This window comes from Acidocella sp. (assembly GCF_035535915.1).
Classification (GTDB): Bacteria; Pseudomonadota; Alphaproteobacteria; order Acetobacterales; family Acetobacteraceae; genus Acidocella.
This window is the reverse complement of record NZ_DATLPB010000126.1, coordinates 1-20,077: the sequence shown is the minus strand read 5'-3', so window position 1 is coordinate 20,077 and position 20,077 is coordinate 1. Positions and strand designations below refer to the sequence as shown.

Sequence of the window (20,077 nt, the reverse complement as noted above, 5' to 3'; positions counted from 1 at the left end):
TGATTGTGGAAGGCCGGTGTGGTTCGTCCAGACCATGGAAAAACTGATCACCGACGTCGCCATCATCGGCGCCGGCCCCGCCGGGATGTTCGCCGTATTCGAATGCGGGATGCTGAAAATATCCTGCCTGCTGATCGACAGTCTCAGCGAGGCGGGCGGGCAATGCGCCGCTCTGTACCCGGAAAAACCGATCTATGACATTCCCGGCCATCCCGCCATCGAGGCGGCGGAGCTGATCGGCCAGCTGGAGGCGCAGATCGCGCCGTTTGCCCCGCCGCGGCTGTTCGGGCGGCGGGTGACGGGGCTGCGTGGCAAGAAGGGCGCTTTTACGCTGACCACGGATGCCGGCGACGAAATTGCCGCCAAGGCGGTGATCGTCGCCGCCGGGGCGGGGGCGTTCGGCCCCAACCGGCCGCCGCTGCCGGGGCTTGCCGCCTATGAGGAGAGCGGTGCGGTGCAATATTATGTGAAGCGCAAGGAAGCGTTGCGCGGCAAGCGGGTGGTGATCGCCGGGGGCGGCGATTCCGCGGTGGATTGGGCGCTGGCGCTGAACGGGGTCGCCGCCAGCATCGCCGTGGTGCATCGCAGGCCGAAATTCCGCGCCGCGCCGGAAAGTGCCGCACAGCTCGATGCGGCGGCGGCGCGGGGCGAGATCGAGATGGTGATCCCCTACCAACTGCACGGGCTGCACGGCGATAACGGCGTGCTGCAGGCGGTGGAGGTCGCGGACCTCGATGGCGGCGTCAAACGGCTCGAGGCCGATATCCTGCTGCCTTTCTTCGGCTTGGCGATGGAGCTGGGGCCGCTTGCCGAATTCGGGTTCGAGCTCGAGCAGCATCATGTGCGGGCTACGCCGGCGACCATGGAAACCACGATCCCGGGCGTGTTCGCGGTCGGCGACGTCGCCACCTATCCCGGAAAACTCAAGCTGATCCTGCAGGGATTCGCCGAGGCGGCGGTGGCGGCGCATGCGATCCACCCGATCGTCTACCCGGACAAGGCGCTGCATTTCGAATATTCGACCAGCAAGGGCGTGCCGGGGTAGGACAGTAAGGTAAGGAAGCGCTACTTTTTGTGAACAAAAAGTAGCAAAAAAACTTTGCTATGCTGGGCCGTGGGCGTTGTCACCGACGCAGCCCATGGCCCAGCATAAAAGAAGTTTTTGCGCCGCTTTTTTCAAAAAGCGGCTGCTTCCTCCGGCAGATGCGGCAGGCCGTAATCGGCGGCGATGCCGGCCAGTGCGGTTTTCGCGCCGGCAGAGCCGCGCGCTGGCGTTCAATTTTTCCGCAAATACTTGTTCGGCCGCTTCAACCCATTGTTGTTGCGCTGTGATCACGAAGGGGCGCTGGTCGGCGGACGTATCGAACATGTCGAACGGGCCGACGAGAATTTGCGGCGGTGCAGCGAAGGCGCTCCCAAAAAGGCCGAGAACGCAAAACGCCGCCGTTCCGCACAAAACAAGGCTGCGCGGATAGGGCGGTGTGTTCATGGCGATAGGCGCTGCCCAAGCGACCCCCGTCCAACTTGGCGGGGCGCTTGGGCGGCCTGATGACGTACTACTTGCGGGCGGAAATGTAGCTGTTGATTTCGGCGCCGATGCAGATTTCGGTCATGACGGGTTTATGCCACATAATGAGTATCCTCCATTTCTTAGACGGTTGGTTAGTCGTTGGTGCCCGTCGCCGGGTTCCTGGTTCGCGGCAGGAGGCGCGCGCCCTAAAGGCGCTCACCTATTTGCAGTCGCGCGCTGCAAATCTCTCGGCTCTGCAGCCGTTTGGTCTCCTATATAGGCCAGTTTTCCATCCCTGTCACGTAAAGTTAGGGCGGTTCGAGGCCAGGATCAATAGACGACCACCGAGCGGATGCTTTCGCCTTTGCGCATCAGTTCAAACCCTTCGTTAATCTTTTCGAAGGGCATCACATGGGTGATGAGATCGTCGATGTTGATCTTACCGTCCATGTACCAGTCGACGATTTTCGGCACATCGGTGCGGCCGCGCGCGCCGCCGAAAGCGGTGCCGCGCCAGTTGCGCCCGGTCACGAGCTGGAACGGGCGGGTGGAAATTTCCTGCCCCGCGCCGGCGACGCCGATGATGACCGAGGTGCCCCAGCCGCGATGGCAACATTCCAGCGCCTGGCGCATGACTTTCACATTGCCGATGCATTCGAAGGAATAGTCCGCGCCGCCATCGGTGAGGTTGACGAGATAAGGCACCAGATCCTCGCCGATTTCCGCCGGATTGACGAAATGCGTCATGCCGAATTTTTCCGCCATGTCCTTGCGGCCGTTATTCAGGTCCACGCCGACGATCATATTGGCGCCGGCCATGCGCGCGCCTTGAACGACATTGAGGCCGATGCCGCCGAGGCCGAACACCACCACATTGTCGCCGGGCGCCACTTTCGCGGTGTTGATCACCGCCCCGATGCCGGTGGTCACGCCGCAGCCGATATAGCAGATCTTCTCGAACGGCGCGTCTTCCCGCACCTTCGCCACGGCGATCTCCGGCAGCACCGTGAAATTCGCGAAGGTCGAGCAGCCCATGTAATGCATTACCGGCTCGCCCTTGCAGGAGAAGCGCGACGTGCCGTCCGGCATCACGCCCTTGCCCTGGGTGGCGCGGATCGCGGTGCAGAGATTGGTCTTGCGCGACAGGCAGGATTTGCAGTTGCGGCATTCCGGCGTGTAGAGCGGGATCACATGGTCGCCGGGTTTGACGCTGGTCACGCCGGGGCCGATCTCCACAACGATCCCGGCGCCCTCATGGCCGAGGATCGCCGGGAACAGTCCTTCCGGATCGGCGCCGGAGAGCGTGTATTCATCCGTGTGGCAGATGCCGGTGGCTTTCACTTCCACCATCACCTCGCCCGCTTTCGGGCCCTCGAGTTTCACCATGCCGAGATCGAGGGTTTTGCCCGGCTGCCAGGCGATGGCTGCGCGTGTTTCCATGGCGAAACTCCTTTCTTAGCGCAGCACGCCCGATGCCTTGGCGGCATGGATGGCCATAGCGTCCATCAGCGGGGGTGACAGGCAGTCATACGGTTCCAGCCCGATCTCTTTGAGCCGGCTGCGGATCGCCCCCATATCCGCGGGGTTGGTGCCGCTCTCGATCACGGAGGAGACGAAGGCGGCGAATTCCGGTGCCGACCAACCGCTCTGGTCGGACAGTTCGGTATGGACGAAATCCAACCCGTAGAACGCATGGTTCTTGTTCTCGATGCGGCCGAACATGTGCACGCCGCAAACCTTGCAGGCGTGGCGCTGGATCGTCGCCGACGGGTCGACGACGTGCAGTTTTTCTTCATGCGCGACCACCTTGACGGCATCGCGCGGCACCACCGCGATGACCGCGAAGGTCGCGCCGGCGGGCTTCCAGCATTTGGTGCAGCCGCAGGCATGGTTGTGCAGGGTCTGCGCGCCGACCTGCACGACCACCTGGTCGGTCGCGCAGTGGCAATGCAGCGTGCCGCCGGCAAATTGCGGATTGCCGGGCTTGATGCCGTGGTCGATGGCGGGATGAAGCGAGACGGGACTGGCCATTTTTATTGGTCCTTTCTGTCATGTTGCTCATCAGGCAAGGCGGGGGTTTATTCGGGCGGGGTTCCGGTGCTCAAGGCGCCCACCGCGCGTGCCTTGGTGTATTGATAGATCGAGTCGATATCCTGCGGCGAGAAGAAGCCGGCCCAGGCGGGCATGCCTTGCGCCTTGCGGCCCTCCATGGCGATCGAGAGGAACTGGTCTTCGGTCATGCCGTTATTCAGCGATGCCCGCAGGTTGGGTGCGTACTCACCGCCCACCGCATCGGCGCCATGGCAACGGAAGCAATAGGAGTCGAACAATTCATAGCCGCGGAACACCGACGGCGTGACTTTTTGTGTGCCCGCCTGGAAGATCGGGAAATGCGTGGTAACAGGCTTGCCATCGACATTGGTGGTGTAGCTTTGCGCCGGCGCCGTGGCGGCGGCGGAACTCTGGCCCTTCAGCGACAGGATCCAGGAGACGATCTGCTGCAGCTGCGTATCGCTGAGCTGCGGGTGCGCCGGCATGGGGATTTGCCCCCAGGTGCCGACATGGCCATTCTTGATCGCCGCTTCCAGCGTGCTGGCGGCACCGGCCTGGCCGGCGAATTTTTGCGCGATGGCGGTGAAAGCGGGACCGACCAGCTTCTGGTCGACGCTGTGGCAGGAGAAACAGTCGCTGCCCCGGGCAGCGGTTTCTCCGGCCGAGGGCGCGTTGTCGGCGGCCATCGCCACCGCCACGCAGGCGAGCAGGGCGGCGCTCATCGCCCCGAGCGCAGACATATTGAGCAGAAAATTTCCGGGCATTATGCGAAGTGTCATTATTCGGCCTTTAAAAAAATTGCGTTTGACTCATTGGTTCGTGAAATTCACGGAAGCGGGCTGTTTGTAGAGTTTGATGTTGTAGTCGGCGAGAATGGCCGCGATCTGCGGCTTGTTCGCGGCGATCACCGTATTCAGCTCGGCCTTCAGCGCGGTGTCCTTGGTGCGGACGCCGAGCGCCATCGGATAGGTGTAGCTCACCTGCGGCAGGCCCGGCCCGTATTCCTCGGCGGGCACCGGATGCACCTTGAGATCGGGGTAGTCCTTCAGGAAGGCGCCGATCGCCGGTTCCCAGGTGATCATCACGCCCACGCGGTTATTTTCCACCGCCCGGAGGAATTGTTCCGGCGAGGAATTGGGGTCGTCGGCGATGTGGAACACCACCGCGTCCTGGGTGAGATCGAGCATTTTCAGCGCCGTCTCCGGGGTGGTCTCTTCCTCATAGCCGATTTTCATCGGGTGCCGCGTGAGATCGATCATCGAGGTGATGTCGTTGTTCTTGGCGATGAACACATAGGAAGAGGTGTAATAAGGGGTGGTGTAGCCCTCCTCATTGTCGCCATAGGGCAGATCCATCACCACGTCGCATTTGCCGGTATCGAGATTGTCGGCGAGGAAATTGGAAAAGCCGCCTTGGCCGCGATAGCTCGCCCAGTGATATTCCAGCCGGCGCCCCATGGATTTGGCCAGCAGTTCGGCCACTTTGTTCTCGAACCCCTGTCCGGCGCTGTTGGAGAACGGCAGATAATCGGGATCGGCGCAGACGCGCAGCACCTGGTTGTTGCCGCTGGCCTGTGCATGGGCCGCGAGCGGCATGGTGAAGCCGAGCAGCGCCGCCAGCGGCAAAAGCTGACGGATCGATGGTTTGGACATGATGCGTTTCCTTTGGTCTTGAATCGTTATTGCGGTGGCGGCCGCGAGTTCGGCGCCGCCGCCGGAGGAAAGAAACCAGCCCGGCGCCGTGGCAGGCGGGAACCGGGCTGGCGTGGCGCCGTGTCAGTTGGCGCTGGCGACCGTCGTGGGCAGCGCAAACACCATCAGCGCGCCGCCGAGATTCGTGTACTGGTTCAGCGAGGCGTTCAGCCCGACCGCGCCGAGGCCGGCCGTCGATTCGTGCAGATTGTTGGTCATGCCGATCGCCGCCCAGCCGCCGACGCCGCTCAGGATCGCGACATATTGCCGTCCGTTATGCATGTAGGTCATCGGGTTGCCGATGATCCCCGACGGGCATTTGAACGAATACAGGATGTGCCCGTTGCGCAGATCGACCGCCTGGAACTGGCCGGTCAGCGTGCCATAGAAGCCCACGCCGCCGGCCGTGGTCAGCGCCCCGCCCCAATCCTGGAACATGTCGTGGTTTTCCCACTTGGTCTGGCCGGTCATCGGATCATAGGCGATGAAGCGGCCGCGATAGCCGCCCGGGCCAGGGGTCATGTTCACCAGCGCGCCCACATACGGGAAGCCTGCCATGTATTTCACGTTGAACGCCTGGTAGCTCATGCACAGATGGTTGAGCGGCGCGTAGAACAGCTTGGTCTGCGGGTCGTAGGAGACCGGCTGCTCGTCCTTGTCGCCCTGCGAAGCCGGGCAGATATTGGTGACGTTCTTGCCCTCTTCGGTCATCTTCGCCGGATCAACGATCGGCGTGCTGGTCTTGGGGTCGATGCCGGTGGCCCAGTTCACCGACGGATCGTATTTGAAGATCGCCAGCGGCTTGCCGGTTTCCCGGTTCAGCGCGTAGGAGAAGCCGTTGCGATCGAAATGCACGAGGCCCGGCACGGTGTGGCCCTGATATTCGAGCGGCGCCAGCACCATTTCGTTCACCCCGTCATAGTCCCAGCCATCATGCGGGGTCATCTGATAGACCCATTTCACCTCGCCGGTGTCCGGGTTGCGGGCGAAAATGGTCATCGACCATTTATTGTCGCCGGGGCGCTGGCTCGGGTTCCAGGTTCCGGGGTTGCCGCTGCCGTAATACAGCAGGTTCAGCTTCGGATCGTAGGAGTACCAGCCCCAGGTGGTGCCGCCGCCATATTTCCATTGATCGCCCTGCCAGGACTTCAGGCTGGAATCCGCGCCGACCGGCTGGCCGGTGGCACCGTTGATCGTGGTGCTGGCATTGATCAGCATGTCGCTGTCCGGGCCCTCGCTGTAGCCGCGCCAGAGCATCTTGCCGGAATCCACGTCGAACGCGCTGATATAGCCGCGCACGCCGTATTCGCCGCCGGAGACGCCGATGAACACCTTGTTGCCGATCACCAGCGGCGCGCTGGTCACGGTCTGGCCCTGCTTGGGATCGCCGTTGTTCGCGGTCCACAGCACTTTGCCGGTGTGGGCGTCGAGCGCGAACACCGTGCCGTCGAGCGCGTCGACGAACAGCTTGCCGTTGGCATAAGCGGGGCCGCGATTGACCACGTCGCAGCAGGCGACCGGCGGCGCGTCCTCATTGGCCGGCGGGGTGAACTGCCAGGCGATCTGCCCGACATTGTCGAGATTGATCGCGTAGACATAGTTCGGATAGGAGGTCTGGAAGTACATCATGTTGCCGACCACGAGCGGCTGGCCTTCCAGGCCGCGATTGGTGCCGGTCGACATGGTCCAGGCGACCTGCAGATCTTTCACATTGGTGGTGTTGATCTGGTTGAGCCGGCTATAGCGCCAGTTTGCGTAATCGCCGGACGGCAACACCCATTGGTTGGCGTCTTTGGCCAGGGTCTCCAGCGATGTGGAGGCCCCCGTCGCCGACATGCCCATCGTCGATGAGCTCTGGGCATGCGCCCCCAGCGCCAAGACGCCGGCGCCGAGCAGACCGAGCGCCGTCGCTTTCAAGGATGGGCCCCGTAGCCGTATTCTCAGTTTCGTCATTACGTTCCTCCTTTATGCGGTTCCACACCACAGGGCGTGTTCCGCCGATTGCTTTTGGGTCAGCACCGGAATGCCCGGATGAGCATCGATCCGGACGCAATCGCCCGGATAGATCGAGGGGCCCGCAAGTGCCGTGCCAACGCACGAAAGCGTGCGGTGACCGCGCCATGCCTTGGAAAGACGGTGTTTTTGTCGGATGGCCACCCCCGGACCGCAGCGGTTTCGTGGGACACTCTGTGCCGCCGCGGCGCAAATTGCCCGTGGCGCCGCGGCGACACATCGACCCTGGCCGCGCGATCTGCTAAAAGACTCCACGCCGAAAAAGAAAAAACGCGGGTCCAGGGGAAACAACCAATGATCCACGCCAAGAGGAATGTTCCGCCTTTCGCCGATGCCGGCGCCGGCGGTCCGGCACAAAAGTCGGAGATCCTGTCCGCGCCGGAGGCGGACACAACGCCGTGCCGCGCCGCCTATATCGATGCGGCATGGCAGCGTTGCACCGAGCTGTATCAGCTCGACCCCGAGGGGCGGCCGATGCCCGAACATATCGGCACAACGGCGCTGAAACACCGGCATGAGGCGCTGGCCTTGTTCGAGCTGGTCGGGCGCGGCGAAATGCAGCGTCTGTTCGAGCAGCTGAACCAGCAGATCGTGCAGCCGAGCAGCGCCTCACCGCGTTTCATGCTGATGCTGGTCGATGCCGAGGCGACCATCCTGGACGTGTTCGCCAATCATGAGACCCTGGACATGGCGCATGAAGCCAAGATCCGGCCGGGATATCTCTGGGATGAGCGGCATGTCGGCGCCAACGGCCCCGGCACCTGCGTGCATGACGGCCGCGCCCGGCTGGTTCATCGGGACGATCATTTTTTTTGCTGCAATCGCACAATGAGTTGTTCCGCAGCGCCGGTCTGGAACGCCGAGGGCGAGCTGCTGGGCGCGCTCGACATCTCCTTTTTCGACTACCAGGACAGCCGCACCAGCCAGGTCGCGACCAGCGCGCTGGTGGCGATGTCGGCGCGCATCATCGAGCAGCTGCATTTCGCGCAGCAATATCGCGACGCGCTGGTCATGCATTTTCACGAACAGCCGGAATTTTTCGGGCTGCCTTACGAATCGCTGCTGGCGATCGACAGCGCCGGGCGGGTGCTGGCGGTGGACGGCACGGTGACCAACCGGCTCGGTTTTTCCAGCCGCTCGGCGCTGGTGGGCCGCAGCATCTCCGATTTATTCGACATCACCCCGGACCGGCTGTTCACCTATGCCGAGACGCAGCCGATGGCCGCCTGGCCGGTGGCCTACGGGCAGAACGGCCATGGTTTCGCGAGCCTGCGTCCGGCGGCCTCGCCGCGGCTGCGCGGCGCGCGCAGCCTGCGGCACCGCGAGAGCGCTCGGCCCGCGTCGTCGCCGCGGCAAAACGCCACGTTGCGGGTGCTGGCCGGCGAAGATCCGGTGATGCTGAAAAATGTCTGGCGCGCCGAGCATGTGATGAACAAGGACATTCACGTGCTGCTGCTGGGCGAGACCGGCACCGGCAAGGACACGTTCGCGCGCGCGATTCACGCCGCCAGCGACCGGCGCGAGGGGCCCTTCATCGTCATGAGCTGTGCGGCGATCCCGGAAGCGCTGATCGAAAGCGAATTGTTCGGCTATGAGGCCGGGGCCTTCACCGGGGCGCGGGCCGGGGGCATGCGCGGCAAGGCGCTGGCCGCGCATCGCGGCACGCTGTTTCTCGATGAGATCGGCGACATGCCGCTGTCCATCCAGGCGCGGCTGCTGCGCCTGCTGGAGGAAAAGGAGGTCGTGCCGCTTGGCAGCACCGCGCCGGTGCCGGTGGATATTCGCGTGATCAGCGCCACCCATGAGGATCTGGAAGTGCTGGTGGCGCGCGGCGAATTCCGCATGGATTTGTTCTACCGGCTGAACGGCGTGTCCCTGACCTTGCCCGCGCTACGCTTCCGCGCCGACCGCGCCGCGCTGATCGAGCGTGTGGCGCATGAGGAGAATGGCGGCGTGCCGATCACCATCGCGCCGGAAGCGCGGGCGATTCTCGCCGGCTATGCCTGGCCCGGCAATATCCGCGAATTGCGCAACGCCCTGCGCACCGCGCTGGCCTTTGCCGAAGGCGGGAGGCTGGAGGTGAGCCACCTGCCGGGCGCGTTGGCGCGGGGCAGCTGGGGAACGCCGGGCCGTGGGCGCGAACCGGCGGGGCGCAGCGCCGAGGACCTCGCCGAACCGGGGAACCCCACGGAACACGCGCTGATTCTCAGCGAACTTGAGCGCCAGCATTGGCGCATCACCAGCACCGCCAACGCGCTCGGCATGAGCCGCAACACGCTGTACCGCAAGCTGCGCCGCTACGGGCTGCTGCCGCCGGTGACGCCGGAAAACTAGGAAGAAAGCAGCCGCTTTTTGGAAAAAGCGGCGCAAAAACTTCTTTGAAATTGGGTTGGTGGTGCAGAAACAGAACGGGGCAAGCTAACTGATTCCACTAACGGACGGCAGAACCTCTATGCAGCTGAAATTTCCGGATTCGAAGATGGGGATGTAACGCCTAGCGCGGCGCGCGCCTTGGCAACACGGTCGGGAGAATCACTAAATACATAACCTCGTTCAAGGAGTCGGCGTGTATAGTATTTGTTATACATAAACGCCCAAATGAACATGGCGACCCACGAACCGATGCCGAGCGTGAAGCTGCCGACGATTATCATGATAGCTATGGCGCCTAGGAACGTTACAAAATCTTGACGGAACAGAGAAACAAAAGCACCAAAGAAAAATGTCGTCCATGAATACCCGTAAAAGCCCTTTTTGACGATTCCGGTATCTTTGTGCTTTAGCATCACAATTTCAGCCATAGCGGATGTTCCTTCGTTAAGGTCAGATGAGTATTGTGTTAAGATAATTTTAATCTTGTATCAATGATATAGCTTTTGGTTTCGCTCTACTCAAACCCTTCTTCATGAATGTTTGAGTCAAACCTCTTCTCTTTCTATCGAACTGAGTGCAGGATGAATAACTTGCATCCTCCTGATCCGTAAGGCAAAAGTTCATAACTAATTGCTAGGTAAGCTAACCGTCGTCACGACGCTGAGGACCGTTAGCAGGAGGAACAGAGAATGAGGCGAGAGTCTCTGGAACGTGGGCTGATTTTATTTTTCCGTGTCGCCATGGGGTGGATTTTCCTGCATGCCGGCCTGGGCCAGGTGCTGGCGCCGCATTTCAGCATCGTGCCATTCCTCTCGCATACGAAAACCTTTCACAGCACCTTTGCCATTTTCACGGATCCCGACATTGCCCCTCTGGTCGGCGTGCTGGTTGCATGGGGGCAGGTGCTGATCGGCCTTTCGCTGTTCTTCGGCGCGTTGGTGTCGTTCAGCGCGCCGTTTGGCATTCTGCTCATGCTGCTGTTCTGGCTCGCGCATATGGATTGGCCGTTCAATGATGGCCGCTTCTATGTCTTCGTCGGCCCGGACCTGCTGTTCGCCGGCATTGTTGCGCTTCTGCTGATCAAGCGGGCCGGCCATGTCGTCGGCCTCGACGCGATCCTGCTCCGGCGGCGGGTTTTCGCGAAGAAGGAAGGCTACTTTTTGTGAACAAAAAGTAGCAAAAAAACGCTGGGCCGTTGGCTGTGTCCGAGACAACGGCCCAGACCCAGCGTAACAAAAGTTTTTGCGCCGCTTTTTTCAAAAAGCTGCCTCTTTCTTATAGCTTTCAGATTGGCAGCGCGCCGTCCTTCATCCGCTCCATGGCAAAGCGCGAGGAGACGTTGCGCAGCGGCACGGCCGCGATCAGCCGCCGGTAGAAGGCGTCATAGGCGGCGATGTCCGGCACGATCACGTGCAGCAGGTAATCGACGTCGCCGCTCATGCGCCAGGCGCCGACGATCTCCGGTGTTTCCGCCACCAGATTGGCGAAGGCGGAGAGCCATGCCGAGGAATGGTCGGCGGTCTCCACCGAGACGAACACCGACACCGGCAGGCCGAGCTTGTCGGCATCCAGCACGGCGACGCGGGCGCGGATGATGCCCATCTCCTCCATGCGCTTGATGCGTTTCCAGCAGGGTGTGGCGGTGAGGCCGACCTTGTCGGCGATGTCGTTCAGCGAGAGCGACGCATCCTTGGAGAGCAGACGCAGGATGGCGCGGTCGGTGGTGTCGAGGTCGGTCATGATATGGCGGCTGACATGGTCTGTGATTTTCATAGGGCTAGAGGTGACCAGGGGCAGCGGGACCGGGAACGGGGCTATTGCGGTGGCGAATGAACCGCGCTAGAGGCCGCTCCGGGTCACGCCCCCCCAATGGGGCGCTATTCTTCTGTAAGGGAGATTTTTTATGGCAGATCTGTCTGCCGCCGCAAAGCCGGCGGTCCGCCCTGTAACCCCCTATTTTTCATCCGGTCCCTGCGCCAAGCGCCCCGGCTTCAGCCTGGAAGCGCTGAAGGACGCCGCTTTGGGCCGCAGCCACCGCGCCAAGGGGCCGAAGGCCAAGCTGGCTGAGGTGATCACCCGCTCGCGCGCGATTCTCGGCATGCCGGAAGATTGGCGTCTCGGCATCGTGCCGGGCTCGGACACCGGAGCCGTGGAGATGGTGCTGTGGTCGATGCTGGGCGCGCGCCCGGTCGACGTTCTGGCCCATGAGAGCTTTTCCCAGGCCTGGGCGACGGACGTGGTGAAGCAGCTGAAGCTGGCCGACGCCCGCGTGCTCGACGCCCCGTATGGCCGCCTGCCGAACCTCAAGGATATCGATTTTTCGCATGACGTCGTGCTGGCCTGGAACGGCACTACGTCGGGCGTGTGCTTCCCCTCCGGCGATTTTATTCCCGCCGACCGCGCCGGGCTGGTGATCGCCGATGCCACCTCCGCCGCCTTCGCCATGGACCTGCCCTGGGACAAGCTCGATGTCGTCACCTGGAGCTGGCAGAAGGTGCTGGGCGGTGAAGGCGCGCATGGCATGCTCGCGCTCAGCCCGCGCGCGGTGGAACGGCTGCTCACCTACAAGCCGGCCTGGCCGTTGCCGAAAGTGTTCCGCATGACTTCGGGCGGCAAGCTGAGCGAAGGCATTTTTGTTGGCGAAACGATCAACACGCCGTCGATGCTCTGCGTCGAGGACGCGCTCGACGGGTTGCGCTGGGCCGAGCGCATCGGCGGCCTGCCTGGCCTGCTTGGTCGCTGCAACGCCAATCTCGCGGCGGTCGCCAATTGGGTTGAGGGCAATGCACGCGTGCGCTTCCTGGCGGAAGTGCCGGAAACGCGGTCCTGCACCTCGATCTGCCTTGCCATCGCCGCGCCTTGGTTCGCCGCGCTGAACGCCGAAGGCCAGGCCAAGGCGGCGAAGGCTGTCGCTTCCCTGTTGGAGAAAGAGGGCGTGGCCTTGGATGCCGGCGCCTATCGCGATGCCCCGCCGGGCCTGCGCATCTGGGGCGGCGCCACGGTCGAAACTTCCGATCTGGTGGCGCTGCTGCCGTGGATCGATTACGCGATCGATACGGTGCAAGCCGAGTTTTAAGAGTTCTTCTTTTTGTGAACAAAAAGAAGCAAAAAAACTTTGTTATGCTGGGCCATGGGCTGTGTCAGCGACAACGCCCATGGCCCAGCGGACAAAAAGTTTTTTGCTTCTTTTTTCCAAAAAAGAAGCCTTCCTTTCTTCCTTTTCCTCTGAACGGAATCCCCTGACATGGTAAAAGTCCTGATCAGCGACAAATTGTCGCCTGCCGCGGTCGCAATCTTCAAGGAGCGCGGCATCGAGGCTGACGTGAAGACCGGCCTCACCCCCGCCGAGCTGCGCGCCATCATCGGCGAGTATGACGGTCTCGCCATCCGCTCCGCCACCAAGGTCACCCGCGAGGTGCTGGAAGCAGCACCCCGGCTGAAAGTGGTCGGCCGCGCCGGCATCGGTGTGGACAATGTGGATGTGAAAGCCGCCACCTCGCGCGGCGTGGTGGTGATGAACACCCCGTTCGGCAACGCCATCACCACCGCCGAGCACGCCATCGCCATGATGTTCGCGCTCGCCCGCCAGCTGCCGGAGGCCACGGTTTCCACCAAGGGTGGCAAGTGGGAGAAGAACCGCTTCATGGGCGTCGAGCTGACCGCGAAGACGCTGGGCCTGATCGGCTGCGGCAATATCGGTTCCATCGTCGCCGACCGCGCGGTCGGGCTTAAGATGAAGGTGCTGGCCTACGACCCGTATCTCACCGAGGCGCGCGCCGTGCAGCTCGGCGTGGAGAAGGCCGAGCTCGACACCGTGCTGGCGAAGGCGGATTTCATCACCCTGCACACGCCGCTCACCGACGCGACCCGCAACCTGATCTCCCGCGAGGCGCTGGCGAAGACCCGCAAGGGCGTGCGCATCGTCAACTGCGCGCGCGGCGGGCTGGTGGATGAAGCGGCGTTGTACGACGCGCTGAAATCCGGCCATGTCGCCGGCGCGGCCTTGGACGTGTTCGAGACCGAGCCCGCCACGTCGAGCCCGCTGTTCGAGCTGGAAAACGTGATCTGCACCCCGCATCTGGGTGCGGCCACCACCGAGGCGCAGGAGAATGTGGCGCTGCAGGTGGCCGAGCAGATCAGCGACTTCCTGCTCACCGGCTCGGTGACCAACGCGCTGAACATGCCGAGCGTCTCCGCCGAGGAAGCGCCGCGCCTGCGCCCGTACATGGATCTGTGCCGCCTGCTGGGTGGTTTCGCCGGCCAGCTCACCTCCGCCCGGGAAGGGTCGATCAGGCGCGTGCTGGTGGAATATGAAGGCGCTGCCGCGGCGCTGAACCATCGCCCGCTCGGGGCCGCGGTTCTGGCCGGCCTGCTCGGGCCGGTGATGGAAGGGGTGAACATGGTCTCCGCCCCGGTCCTGGCGCGCGACCATGGCATCGAAGTGTCCGAGGCCACGCATGACCGCGTCGGTGATTACCAGACCCTGGTGCGCATCACCGTGACGACCGACCAGCTGACCCGCTCGGTGGCGGGCACGCTGATCGGCAATAACCGGCCGCGCCTGGTGGAGATCAAAGGCATCAAGGTCGAGGCGGATTTCGCGCCGCACATGCTCTACGTCACCAACAAGGACAAGCCGGGCTTCATCGGCCGCTTCGGCATGACCCTGGCCGATGCCGGGGTGAACATCGCCACCTTCCATCTCGGCCGCGCCGCCCAGGGCGAGGATGCGATCTGCCTGGTCTCCACAGACGGCGACACGCCCGACGAGGTGCTGGCCAAGGTGCGCGCGCTGCCATTGGTGACGCAGGCGACCACGCTGTCGTTCTGAAATTGCAAAAGGCCGGGGAAAAACCCCGGCCTTTTAGAGATAGAAAGGAAGGCTACTTTTTGTGAACAAAAAGTAGCAAAAAAACTTTGATTTTGCGGGGCCTGGGGGGTGTCGGCGACAGTGCCCTAAACCCAGGAGTCGTTCTTTGAGGCGGCGACTGCGAGCCTAGCCAAGCGGCTAGAAGATGATTATTTCTTGGTTAGAAAAAAATGCCACGGCACTGGATTTTCAAAGAATTCGATCGTCACTCCTGGCGTCGCGCGATCGAATATTCTTGCTGAATCATAATAGTTGGTGTGCGTGTATGGAAAATAATGCCAATCGTTAACAATTCCGATTGTGCTGTATAACATTATGCCGCGCGCAAACCACTGCAGCCCAAAACGCCACTTACCTGTGCTCAGAACCAGCAAAGTGGCACCCCACGCCAGAATCGGAATAATGTAATATCGATCCCCCGCGCCGGGACGTTGCATCAGTTCCCATTGTGGCGCTGTCATGCTGACCATTGGTGACTTCAGCGCGCTGGCCATGATCAATGCCGACAGCACCACAAATTGGCGGTACGCCGCCTGTCCTTTGACGAAAGCGATCAGTCCCAAAACCAGCGCGAGCAAGCAGCATAACGTCGCGGGCCATGTATGTAGCCAGAAATTTTGCGTCAGAAGCCTCTCCACAGTCTTTCCGCCGACCACACCCCCTAAAATGATTTGGTCCGCCAGAATATGTACCAACCGGCTGAAATTGGCACCCAACTGCCCTAATCGAGCCTCTGTCGTGTGCATTGCCGTCATTGCGATCAGAATGCCTTGTACTACCGCACACGAAGTCAGAACGCCGGCATAGAGCAAAGTCTTCGCTCGACCAGTGCAGCGACGTAGCCGCACTAATTCCCACCAAGCGATCGGGGCGATGAACAGCACCAGGGGGCCGCTCAGCCCCGCCAATATCAACACGACTGCATCTAGCCACAGCCCTGTTGTCGTCCGTGGTTTCGGTAAAATCACCAGCAGAAACGCCACCAGGGCCAGATGCCACATTGCATTGGTTAGATTGACGTATGCCTCAGATGAATTCGGTTCACCGATGTAAAGCAGCACGATCAGGAGCCGCCCCAAGAGCGACGGGATCAGTTGCTCTCCCCGTCGCGACAACAGCAACGCCACAGGTGCGAGCTGAATTACGAAGGCGATCAAAGAAAAAATGAATGGCACTGCCGTCAGCGGTAACTGGATAGCCAACAACGCACCGATTCGTGATATCGTTTGCAAATACCCGGATTCCGGAATGGCCAGGCAGCGGAACCCTAAATTGTAGGCTTGCGACACCCAAAATACGCCGTCTTCTCCCCATAACTGGGGATGCAACAAATGATCAGGAGCGCGACTTAACAACAACCCGGCGGCGCACAAAACACCAACAAGATTTAGCCAGACGCGCAAGTCGGTGCGGTCCCCCGCGATCTTGAACAAATGTGGCGTGAGGGTTTTATCTACCGCATTATTGCTATTCGAAATCACCTCCTGTTCCCTTTTCTATCTAAAACCGCTGCTCCGAGACGTTCCTTACGAGTGAAGGCGGAATGACAGAACGCTTAACTTTTAGCAAACATTGCGCCTATGAACGGAGTGCTGAGAGGGGTAGCGTTGGCGGATCTTTTTGGTGACGTAGAGCATGTGCGGCAACCTTCCATCTCGGCCGCGCCGCCCAGGGCGAGGACGCGATCTGCCTGGTCTCCACCGACGGCGACACGCTGGACGAAGTAAGGTGCGCGCGCTGCCGCTGGTGACGCAGGCGACCACGCTGTCGTTCTGATGCAAAAGGCCGGGGCAAAACCCCGGCCTTTTTGTTAGTTAAGAAAGTGGCCGCTTTTTGAAAAAAGCGGCGCCAAAAACTTTTGTTATTATAGGCCCGTACCGGAGGAACCGGCACGGGCCTATACGAGCAAGTATTAGGCGCATTGGAATAACAGTCGGATGGACATGCGCCCCTTCGACCTGGAACAACTGTACTCTTTGGTGGTCATCGTGGCAGGCAGGCAGCTATATAGAAAAAAAGCTGTGGGCATCGTCGATTTATGGAGACCAAAATGCTGACCACTCTCGAACAACTGGAACAAGTCTATGGGCAGCCTAATGAGCGTGCTATTTGGAAGGAGATCTCAGCCCTGAATGTAGATTACAGGGCATTCGTCGAGGCTTCGCCGTTCATCGTCCTGGCGTCCGTGGGCGCGGGCGGTACGGATTGTTCTCCGAAGGGCGATGCACCAGGGTTTGTAAAAATTCTTGACGATCGTACGCTCGCCATTCCTGATCGACCCGGCAATAATCGCATCGATAATCTACGTAATATTATCGCAGATCCTCGCGTGTCACTGCTGTTCATCATCCCAGGGGTTGGTGAGACACTGCGGGTAAACGGGCGGGCGGCCATTTCTACCGACCCTGACCTACTCGCGACGTTCACGGTGGGCGGAAAGCTTCCCCTTACGGTGCTGCTGGTTAGCATCGATTCGGTGTATTTTCACTGTTCCAAAGCGGTCGTGCGGGCCAAGCTTTGGGCACCCGAAAGCCAGATCGAGCGCGCCAGGCTGCCCAGTGCCGGTGCCATCCATCAACGCTTGAGTGGCGGCGTGTTCGACGCCGAAGCCTATGATCGTGACATGCCCGCTCGGACGCAAGCCACGCTGTATTGAGAGTGCGCCTCTCTGGGCCCGTGCGGTTTCACCGCCACGGGCCCAGTTTCAAAAAAGTTTTTGCGCCGCTTTTTTCAAAAAGCGGCTGCTTGCTTAACTTAAGCCGCGACGGCGCTGCGGATCGCGGCCAGGGCCGCTTCCCATTGGTTGCCATGCGGGCCGCCGGCCTGGGCCATGGTTTTGTTGCCGCCGCCGCCGGAGCCGCCCACGGCGGCCGCCGCGGCGCGCACCAGGTCGACGGCGCCGTGGGTGGCGCTGAGATCGTCCGAGACCGCGACCGCGATGGCGGCTTTCTGTTCCGCCGTGGAGATCAGGGCGACCACGCCCGAGCCCAGCCCTTTCAGCAGGTCGGTGGCGATGGGGCGCAGTTCCTTGGCCGGGATCTCGCCGACATTGCGGGCGATGAGTTTCACGCCGCCGACCATTTCAAATTCCGTCGCGGTGCTGAGGACGAGCTTTTTCTGCAGGTCCGAAAGCTGGCGCTCCAGGCGTTTTTTGTCTTCCTGCAGCTGGGTGATGCGGGCCGGGAGTTCCGCCGGCTGCGCCTTCAGCGTCGCCGCGGCTTCCGCCAGCAGGCGGCTATTTTCCTCGACGGCGGCAATCGCGGAAGCGCCGGCCAGCGCTTCGATGCGGCGGATGCCGGCCGAGACCGCGCCTTCGGAGACGATGCGGAACAGGCCGATATCGCCGGTGCGAGTGACATGGGTGCCGCCGCAAAGTTCGATGGAATAGGCGGCTTTTTCGCCGCCGTCTTCGGCCGCGCCCATGGACACCACGCGCACTTCGTCGCCGTATTTTTCGCCGAACAAGGCCATCGCGCCCAGCTTCACCGCCTCTTCCGGCGTCATCAGCCGGGTGGTGACCGGGCTGTTCTCGCGGATGCGCTCATTCACCTCGCGCTCCACCAGGGCCAGCTCGTCGGCTGTCACGGGGCGGGGCTGAGAAATGTCGAAGCGCAACCGGTCCGGCGCGTTCAGCGAGCCTTTCTGGGTCACGTGCGTGCCGAGATGCCGGCGCAAGGCCTCGTGCAGCAAATGCGTGGCGGAGTGGTGCGCGCGGATGGCGCGGCGGCGGTCATGATCCACGCGGGCCACCACCGGCGCGCCGAGGCGGGCCGTGCCGGCTTCCACCGTGCCGAGATGCACGAACAGCTCGCCGAGCTTTTTCTGCGTGTCGGTGATGCGGATGCGCAGATCGTCGGCGCCCGTGATGATGCCGGTGTCGCCCACCTGGCCGCCGCTTTCGGCGTAGAAGGGCGTCTGGTTGAGGATCAGGGCCACGGCCTGGCCCGGCAGCGCCTCGTCTGTCGGCTGGCCGTCGACCACCAGGCCGGTGATGGCGGCTTCCGCGGCTTCGGTGGCGTAACCCAGGAACTCCGTGGCGCCGAGCGTTTCCTTGAGCTCGAACCAGACGGTCTCGGTGGCGGCCTCGCCGGAACCGGCCCAGGCGGCGCGGGCGCGCTTTTTCTGCTCCGCCATCGCCGTGTTGAACCCATCGATATCCACGGATTTATGCTCCTCGCGGAGCGCATCCTGGGTCAGGTCGAGCGGGAAGCCATAAGTGTCGTAGAGCTTGAAGGCGATGTCGCCGGGCAGCGCGCCGCCGGAGGGGACGCTGGCGGCCTCTTCGCGCAGCAGCGAAATGCCGCGATCGAGCATCGAGCGGAACCGATTTTCTTCAAGTTTCAAAGTCTCGATGATCAGCGGTTCGGCGGCGGTGAGTTCCGGGAAGGCCTGGCCCATCTGCCGGGTGAGGGCGGGGACCAGCCGGTACATCAACGGCTCCGTCGCGCCCATCAGGTGGGCGTGGCGCATGGCGCGGCGCATGATCCGGCGCAGCACATAGCCACGGCCCTCGTTGGAGGGGAGCACGCCATCGGCGATCAGGAAGGAGGTGCTGCGCAGATGGTCGGCGACGACGCGGTGGCTGATGCGGAATTCGCCGTCCGGGCTCTGGCCGGTGGCCTCGGCGGAGGCCAGGATCAGCGCGCGCAGCGTGTCGGTGTCGTAATTGTCGTGCTTGCCTTGCAGGATGGCGGCGAAGCGCTCCAGCCCCATGCCGGTATCGATCGAAGGGCGCGGCAACGGGTTACGCGTGCCGGGCGGGCCTTCCTCGTATTGCATGAAGACGAGGTTCCAGATCTCGATGAAGCGGTCGCCATCCTCATCCGGGCTACCGGGCGGGCCGCCGGCGATGCCGGGACCGTGGTCGTAGAAGATTTCCGAACAGGGGCCGCAGGGGCCGGTATCGCCCATCTTCCAGAAATTATCATCCGTCGCGATGCGGGTGATTTTCTCATCCGGCAGGCCGGCGATTTTCTTCCACAGCGACGCGGCTTCATCGTCGGTATGGTAGACGGTGACCAGGAGCCGCTCCTTGTCCAGGCCGAAATCCTTGGTCAGCAGCGTCCAGGCGTGGAAAATCGCCTGTTCCTTGAAATAGTCGCCGAAGGAGAAATTCCCCAGCATTTCGAAGAAGGTATGGTGCCGGGCGGTATAGCCGACATTGTCCAAATCGTTATGCTTGCCGCCGGCGCGCACGCATTTCTGCGACGAGGTGGCGCGCACATAAGGGCGCTTCTCCTGGCCGGTGAACACGTTCTTGAATGGCACCATGCCGGCATTGGTGAACAGCAAGGTGGGATCGTTGCGCGGCACCAGCGGGGCGCTGGGCACGACCTGATGGTCGTTGCGGCCGAAATAATTCAGGAACGTCGCGCGGATGTCATTGCTTGAGAACATGCAGCGGCATTACAGGTTGGCGCGCTTTTCGCCAAGTATCCGCGGGCTGGACTGGCAAGGGCAGGGAAGGCTTATTTTTGTGAACAAAAAGAAGCAAAAAAACTTTATTTTGTCGGGCCATGGGCGTTGTCGCCGACAACGCCCATGGCCCAGTATAGAAGAAGTTTTTGC

General features: G+C 62.0%; 18 protein-coding genes. 6 read left to right on the top strand and 12 right to left on the bottom strand.

Going from position 1 to position 20,077, the window contains the following annotated elements:
- The first annotated feature begins 34 nt into the window (after positions 1 to 34).
- Positions 35 to 1,045 carry an NAD(P)/FAD-dependent oxidoreductase gene (locus tag VNC39_RS17310; RefSeq protein WP_325400913.1) on the top strand — a complete coding sequence of 337 codons (1,011 nt, stop codon included), beginning with the start codon at positions 35 to 37 and terminating at the stop codon, positions 1,043 to 1,045.
- A gap of 57 nt (positions 1,046 to 1,102) precedes the next feature.
- Here VNC39_RS17310 and VNC39_RS17305 read toward each other — a convergent pair whose 3' ends face one another.
- The 7 genes from VNC39_RS17305 to VNC39_RS17280 all read right to left on the bottom strand — a co-directional run bounded on the left by VNC39_RS17305 (position 1,103) and on the right by VNC39_RS17280 (position 7,206).
- On the bottom strand, positions 1,103 to 1,489 hold the full coding sequence (locus VNC39_RS17305) for a hypothetical protein (RefSeq protein ID WP_325400905.1): 387 nt from the start codon (positions 1,487 to 1,489) through the stop codon (positions 1,103 to 1,105).
- Between the two features lie 67 nt (positions 1,490 to 1,556).
- A complete protein-coding gene (gene pqqA, locus VNC39_RS17505) occupies positions 1,557 to 1,631 on the bottom strand; it encodes a pyrroloquinoline quinone precursor peptide PqqA (RefSeq protein ID WP_408840924.1) in 75 nt (24 codons plus the stop codon).
- Between the two features lie 209 nt (positions 1,632 to 1,840).
- Positions 1,841 to 2,950 (bottom strand): S-(hydroxymethyl)glutathione dehydrogenase/class III alcohol dehydrogenase, encoded by a 1,110-nt coding sequence (locus VNC39_RS17300; protein ID WP_325400904.1) that lies wholly within the window; start codon positions 2,948 to 2,950, stop codon positions 1,841 to 1,843.
- Between the two features lie 15 nt (positions 2,951 to 2,965).
- Positions 2,966 to 3,541: an S-(hydroxymethyl)glutathione synthase gene (gfa, locus tag VNC39_RS17295; RefSeq protein ID WP_325400903.1), complete on the bottom strand. Its 576-nt coding sequence runs from the start codon at positions 3,539 to 3,541 to the stop codon at positions 2,966 to 2,968.
- Positions 3,542 to 3,588: 47 nt separating this feature from the next.
- Positions 3,589 to 4,341: a c-type cytochrome gene (locus VNC39_RS17290; protein WP_325400902.1), complete on the bottom strand. Its 753-nt coding sequence runs from the start codon at positions 4,339 to 4,341 to the stop codon at positions 3,589 to 3,591.
- A 30-nt stretch (positions 4,342 to 4,371) separates the two neighbouring features.
- On the bottom strand, positions 4,372 to 5,214 hold the full coding sequence (locus tag VNC39_RS17285; RefSeq protein ID WP_325400901.1) for a transporter substrate-binding domain-containing protein: 843 nt from the start codon (positions 5,212 to 5,214) through the stop codon (positions 4,372 to 4,374).
- A 123-nt stretch (positions 5,215 to 5,337) separates the two neighbouring features.
- Positions 5,338 to 7,206 carry a methanol/ethanol family PQQ-dependent dehydrogenase gene (locus tag VNC39_RS17280; RefSeq protein WP_325400900.1) on the bottom strand — a complete coding sequence of 623 codons (1,869 nt, stop codon included), beginning with the start codon at positions 7,204 to 7,206 and terminating at the stop codon, positions 5,338 to 5,340.
- A 354-nt stretch (positions 7,207 to 7,560) separates the two neighbouring features.
- Between VNC39_RS17280 and VNC39_RS17275 the strand changes: the two genes are divergently transcribed.
- A complete protein-coding gene (locus tag VNC39_RS17275; RefSeq protein ID WP_325400899.1) occupies positions 7,561 to 9,600 on the top strand; it encodes a sigma-54-dependent Fis family transcriptional regulator in 2,040 nt (679 codons plus the stop codon).
- A gap of 116 nt (positions 9,601 to 9,716) precedes the next feature.
- Here VNC39_RS17275 and VNC39_RS17270 read toward each other — a convergent pair whose 3' ends face one another.
- Positions 9,717 to 10,067: a hypothetical protein gene (locus VNC39_RS17270; protein ID WP_325400898.1), complete on the bottom strand. Its 351-nt coding sequence runs from the start codon at positions 10,065 to 10,067 to the stop codon at positions 9,717 to 9,719.
- 261 nt (positions 10,068 to 10,328) lie between these two features.
- On the opposite strand from VNC39_RS17270, the gene VNC39_RS17265 reads away from it, so the two are divergent.
- Positions 10,329 to 10,805, top strand: coding sequence for a DoxX family membrane protein (locus VNC39_RS17265; RefSeq protein WP_325400897.1), 477 nt, complete (start codon positions 10,329 to 10,331; stop codon positions 10,803 to 10,805).
- 118 nt (positions 10,806 to 10,923) lie between these two features.
- Here VNC39_RS17265 and VNC39_RS17260 read toward each other — a convergent pair whose 3' ends face one another.
- Complete coding sequence (locus VNC39_RS17260) at positions 10,924 to 11,379, bottom strand: Lrp/AsnC family transcriptional regulator (RefSeq protein WP_325400896.1); 456 nt, start codon at positions 11,377 to 11,379, stop codon at positions 10,924 to 10,926.
- Positions 11,380 to 11,542: 163 nt separating this feature from the next.
- On the opposite strand from VNC39_RS17260, the gene VNC39_RS17255 reads away from it, so the two are divergent.
- Positions 11,543 to 12,715 (top strand): phosphoserine transaminase, encoded by a 1,173-nt coding sequence (locus VNC39_RS17255; protein ID WP_325400895.1) that lies wholly within the window; start codon positions 11,543 to 11,545, stop codon positions 12,713 to 12,715.
- Between the two features lie 168 nt (positions 12,716 to 12,883).
- The gene (gene serA / locus VNC39_RS17250) at positions 12,884 to 14,470 is read left to right on the top strand and encodes a phosphoglycerate dehydrogenase (protein WP_325400894.1); all 1,587 of its coding nucleotides are present in this window, start codon (positions 12,884 to 12,886) and stop codon (positions 14,468 to 14,470) included.
- A gap of 188 nt (positions 14,471 to 14,658) precedes the next feature.
- On the opposite strand, the gene VNC39_RS17245 is transcribed toward serA, so the two are convergent.
- Positions 14,659 to 15,990: a hypothetical protein gene (locus VNC39_RS17245; protein ID WP_325400893.1), complete on the bottom strand. Its 1,332-nt coding sequence runs from the start codon at positions 15,988 to 15,990 to the stop codon at positions 14,659 to 14,661.
- 569 nt (positions 15,991 to 16,559) lie between these two features.
- Between VNC39_RS17245 and VNC39_RS17240 the strand changes: the two genes are divergently transcribed.
- Positions 16,560 to 17,165, top strand: coding sequence for a pyridoxamine 5'-phosphate oxidase family protein (locus VNC39_RS17240; protein ID WP_325400892.1), 606 nt, complete (start codon positions 16,560 to 16,562; stop codon positions 17,163 to 17,165).
- A 98-nt stretch (positions 17,166 to 17,263) separates the two neighbouring features.
- Here the strand turns inward: VNC39_RS17240 and alaS are convergent, their stop codons facing one another.
- A complete protein-coding gene (gene alaS, locus VNC39_RS17235) occupies positions 17,264 to 19,906 on the bottom strand; it encodes an alanine--tRNA ligase (RefSeq protein WP_325400891.1) in 2,643 nt (880 codons plus the stop codon).
- A partial coding sequence (locus VNC39_RS17230) for a hypothetical protein (protein WP_325400890.1) occupies positions 19,890 to 20,077 on the bottom strand: 188 nt, incomplete at its 5' end. The genes VNC39_RS17230 and alaS, both read right to left, overlap by 17 nt.

Bases quoted from the DNA above. Each gene is read 5' to 3' on its own strand.
- VNC39_RS17310 (WP_325400913.1), top strand. From the start codon at position 35: ATGGAAAAACTGATCACCGACGTCGCCATCATCGGCGCCGGCCCCGCC.
- VNC39_RS17305 (WP_325400905.1), bottom strand. From the start codon at position 1,489: ATGAACACACCGCCCTATCCGCGCAGCCTTGTTTTGTGCGGAACGGCG.
- VNC39_RS17300 (WP_325400904.1), bottom strand. From the start codon at position 2,950: ATGGAAACACGCGCAGCCATCGCCTGGCAGCCGGGCAAAACCCTCGAT.
- gfa (WP_325400903.1), bottom strand. From the start codon at position 3,541: ATGGCCAGTCCCGTCTCGCTTCATCCCGCCATCGACCACGGCATCAAG.
- VNC39_RS17290 (WP_325400902.1), bottom strand. From the start codon at position 4,341: ATGACACTTCGCATAATGCCCGGAAATTTTCTGCTCAATATGTCTGCG.
- VNC39_RS17285 (WP_325400901.1), bottom strand. From the start codon at position 5,214: ATGTCCAAACCATCGATCCGTCAGCTTTTGCCGCTGGCGGCGCTGCTC.
- VNC39_RS17280 (WP_325400900.1), bottom strand. From the start codon at position 7,206: ATGACGAAACTGAGAATACGGCTACGGGGCCCATCCTTGAAAGCGACG.
- VNC39_RS17275 (WP_325400899.1), top strand. From the start codon at position 7,561: ATGATCCACGCCAAGAGGAATGTTCCGCCTTTCGCCGATGCCGGCGCC.
- VNC39_RS17270 (WP_325400898.1), bottom strand. From the start codon at position 10,067: ATGGCTGAAATTGTGATGCTAAAGCACAAAGATACCGGAATCGTCAAA.
- VNC39_RS17265 (WP_325400897.1), top strand. From the start codon at position 10,329: ATGAGGCGAGAGTCTCTGGAACGTGGGCTGATTTTATTTTTCCGTGTC.
- VNC39_RS17260 (WP_325400896.1), bottom strand. From the start codon at position 11,379: ATGACCGACCTCGACACCACCGACCGCGCCATCCTGCGTCTGCTCTCC.
- VNC39_RS17255 (WP_325400895.1), top strand. From the start codon at position 11,543: ATGGCAGATCTGTCTGCCGCCGCAAAGCCGGCGGTCCGCCCTGTAACC.
- serA (WP_325400894.1), top strand. From the start codon at position 12,884: ATGGTAAAAGTCCTGATCAGCGACAAATTGTCGCCTGCCGCGGTCGCA.
- VNC39_RS17240 (WP_325400892.1), top strand. From the start codon at position 16,560: ATGCTGACCACTCTCGAACAACTGGAACAAGTCTATGGGCAGCCTAAT.
- alaS (WP_325400891.1), bottom strand. From the start codon at position 19,906: ATGTTCTCAAGCAATGACATCCGCGCGACGTTCCTGAATTATTTCGGC.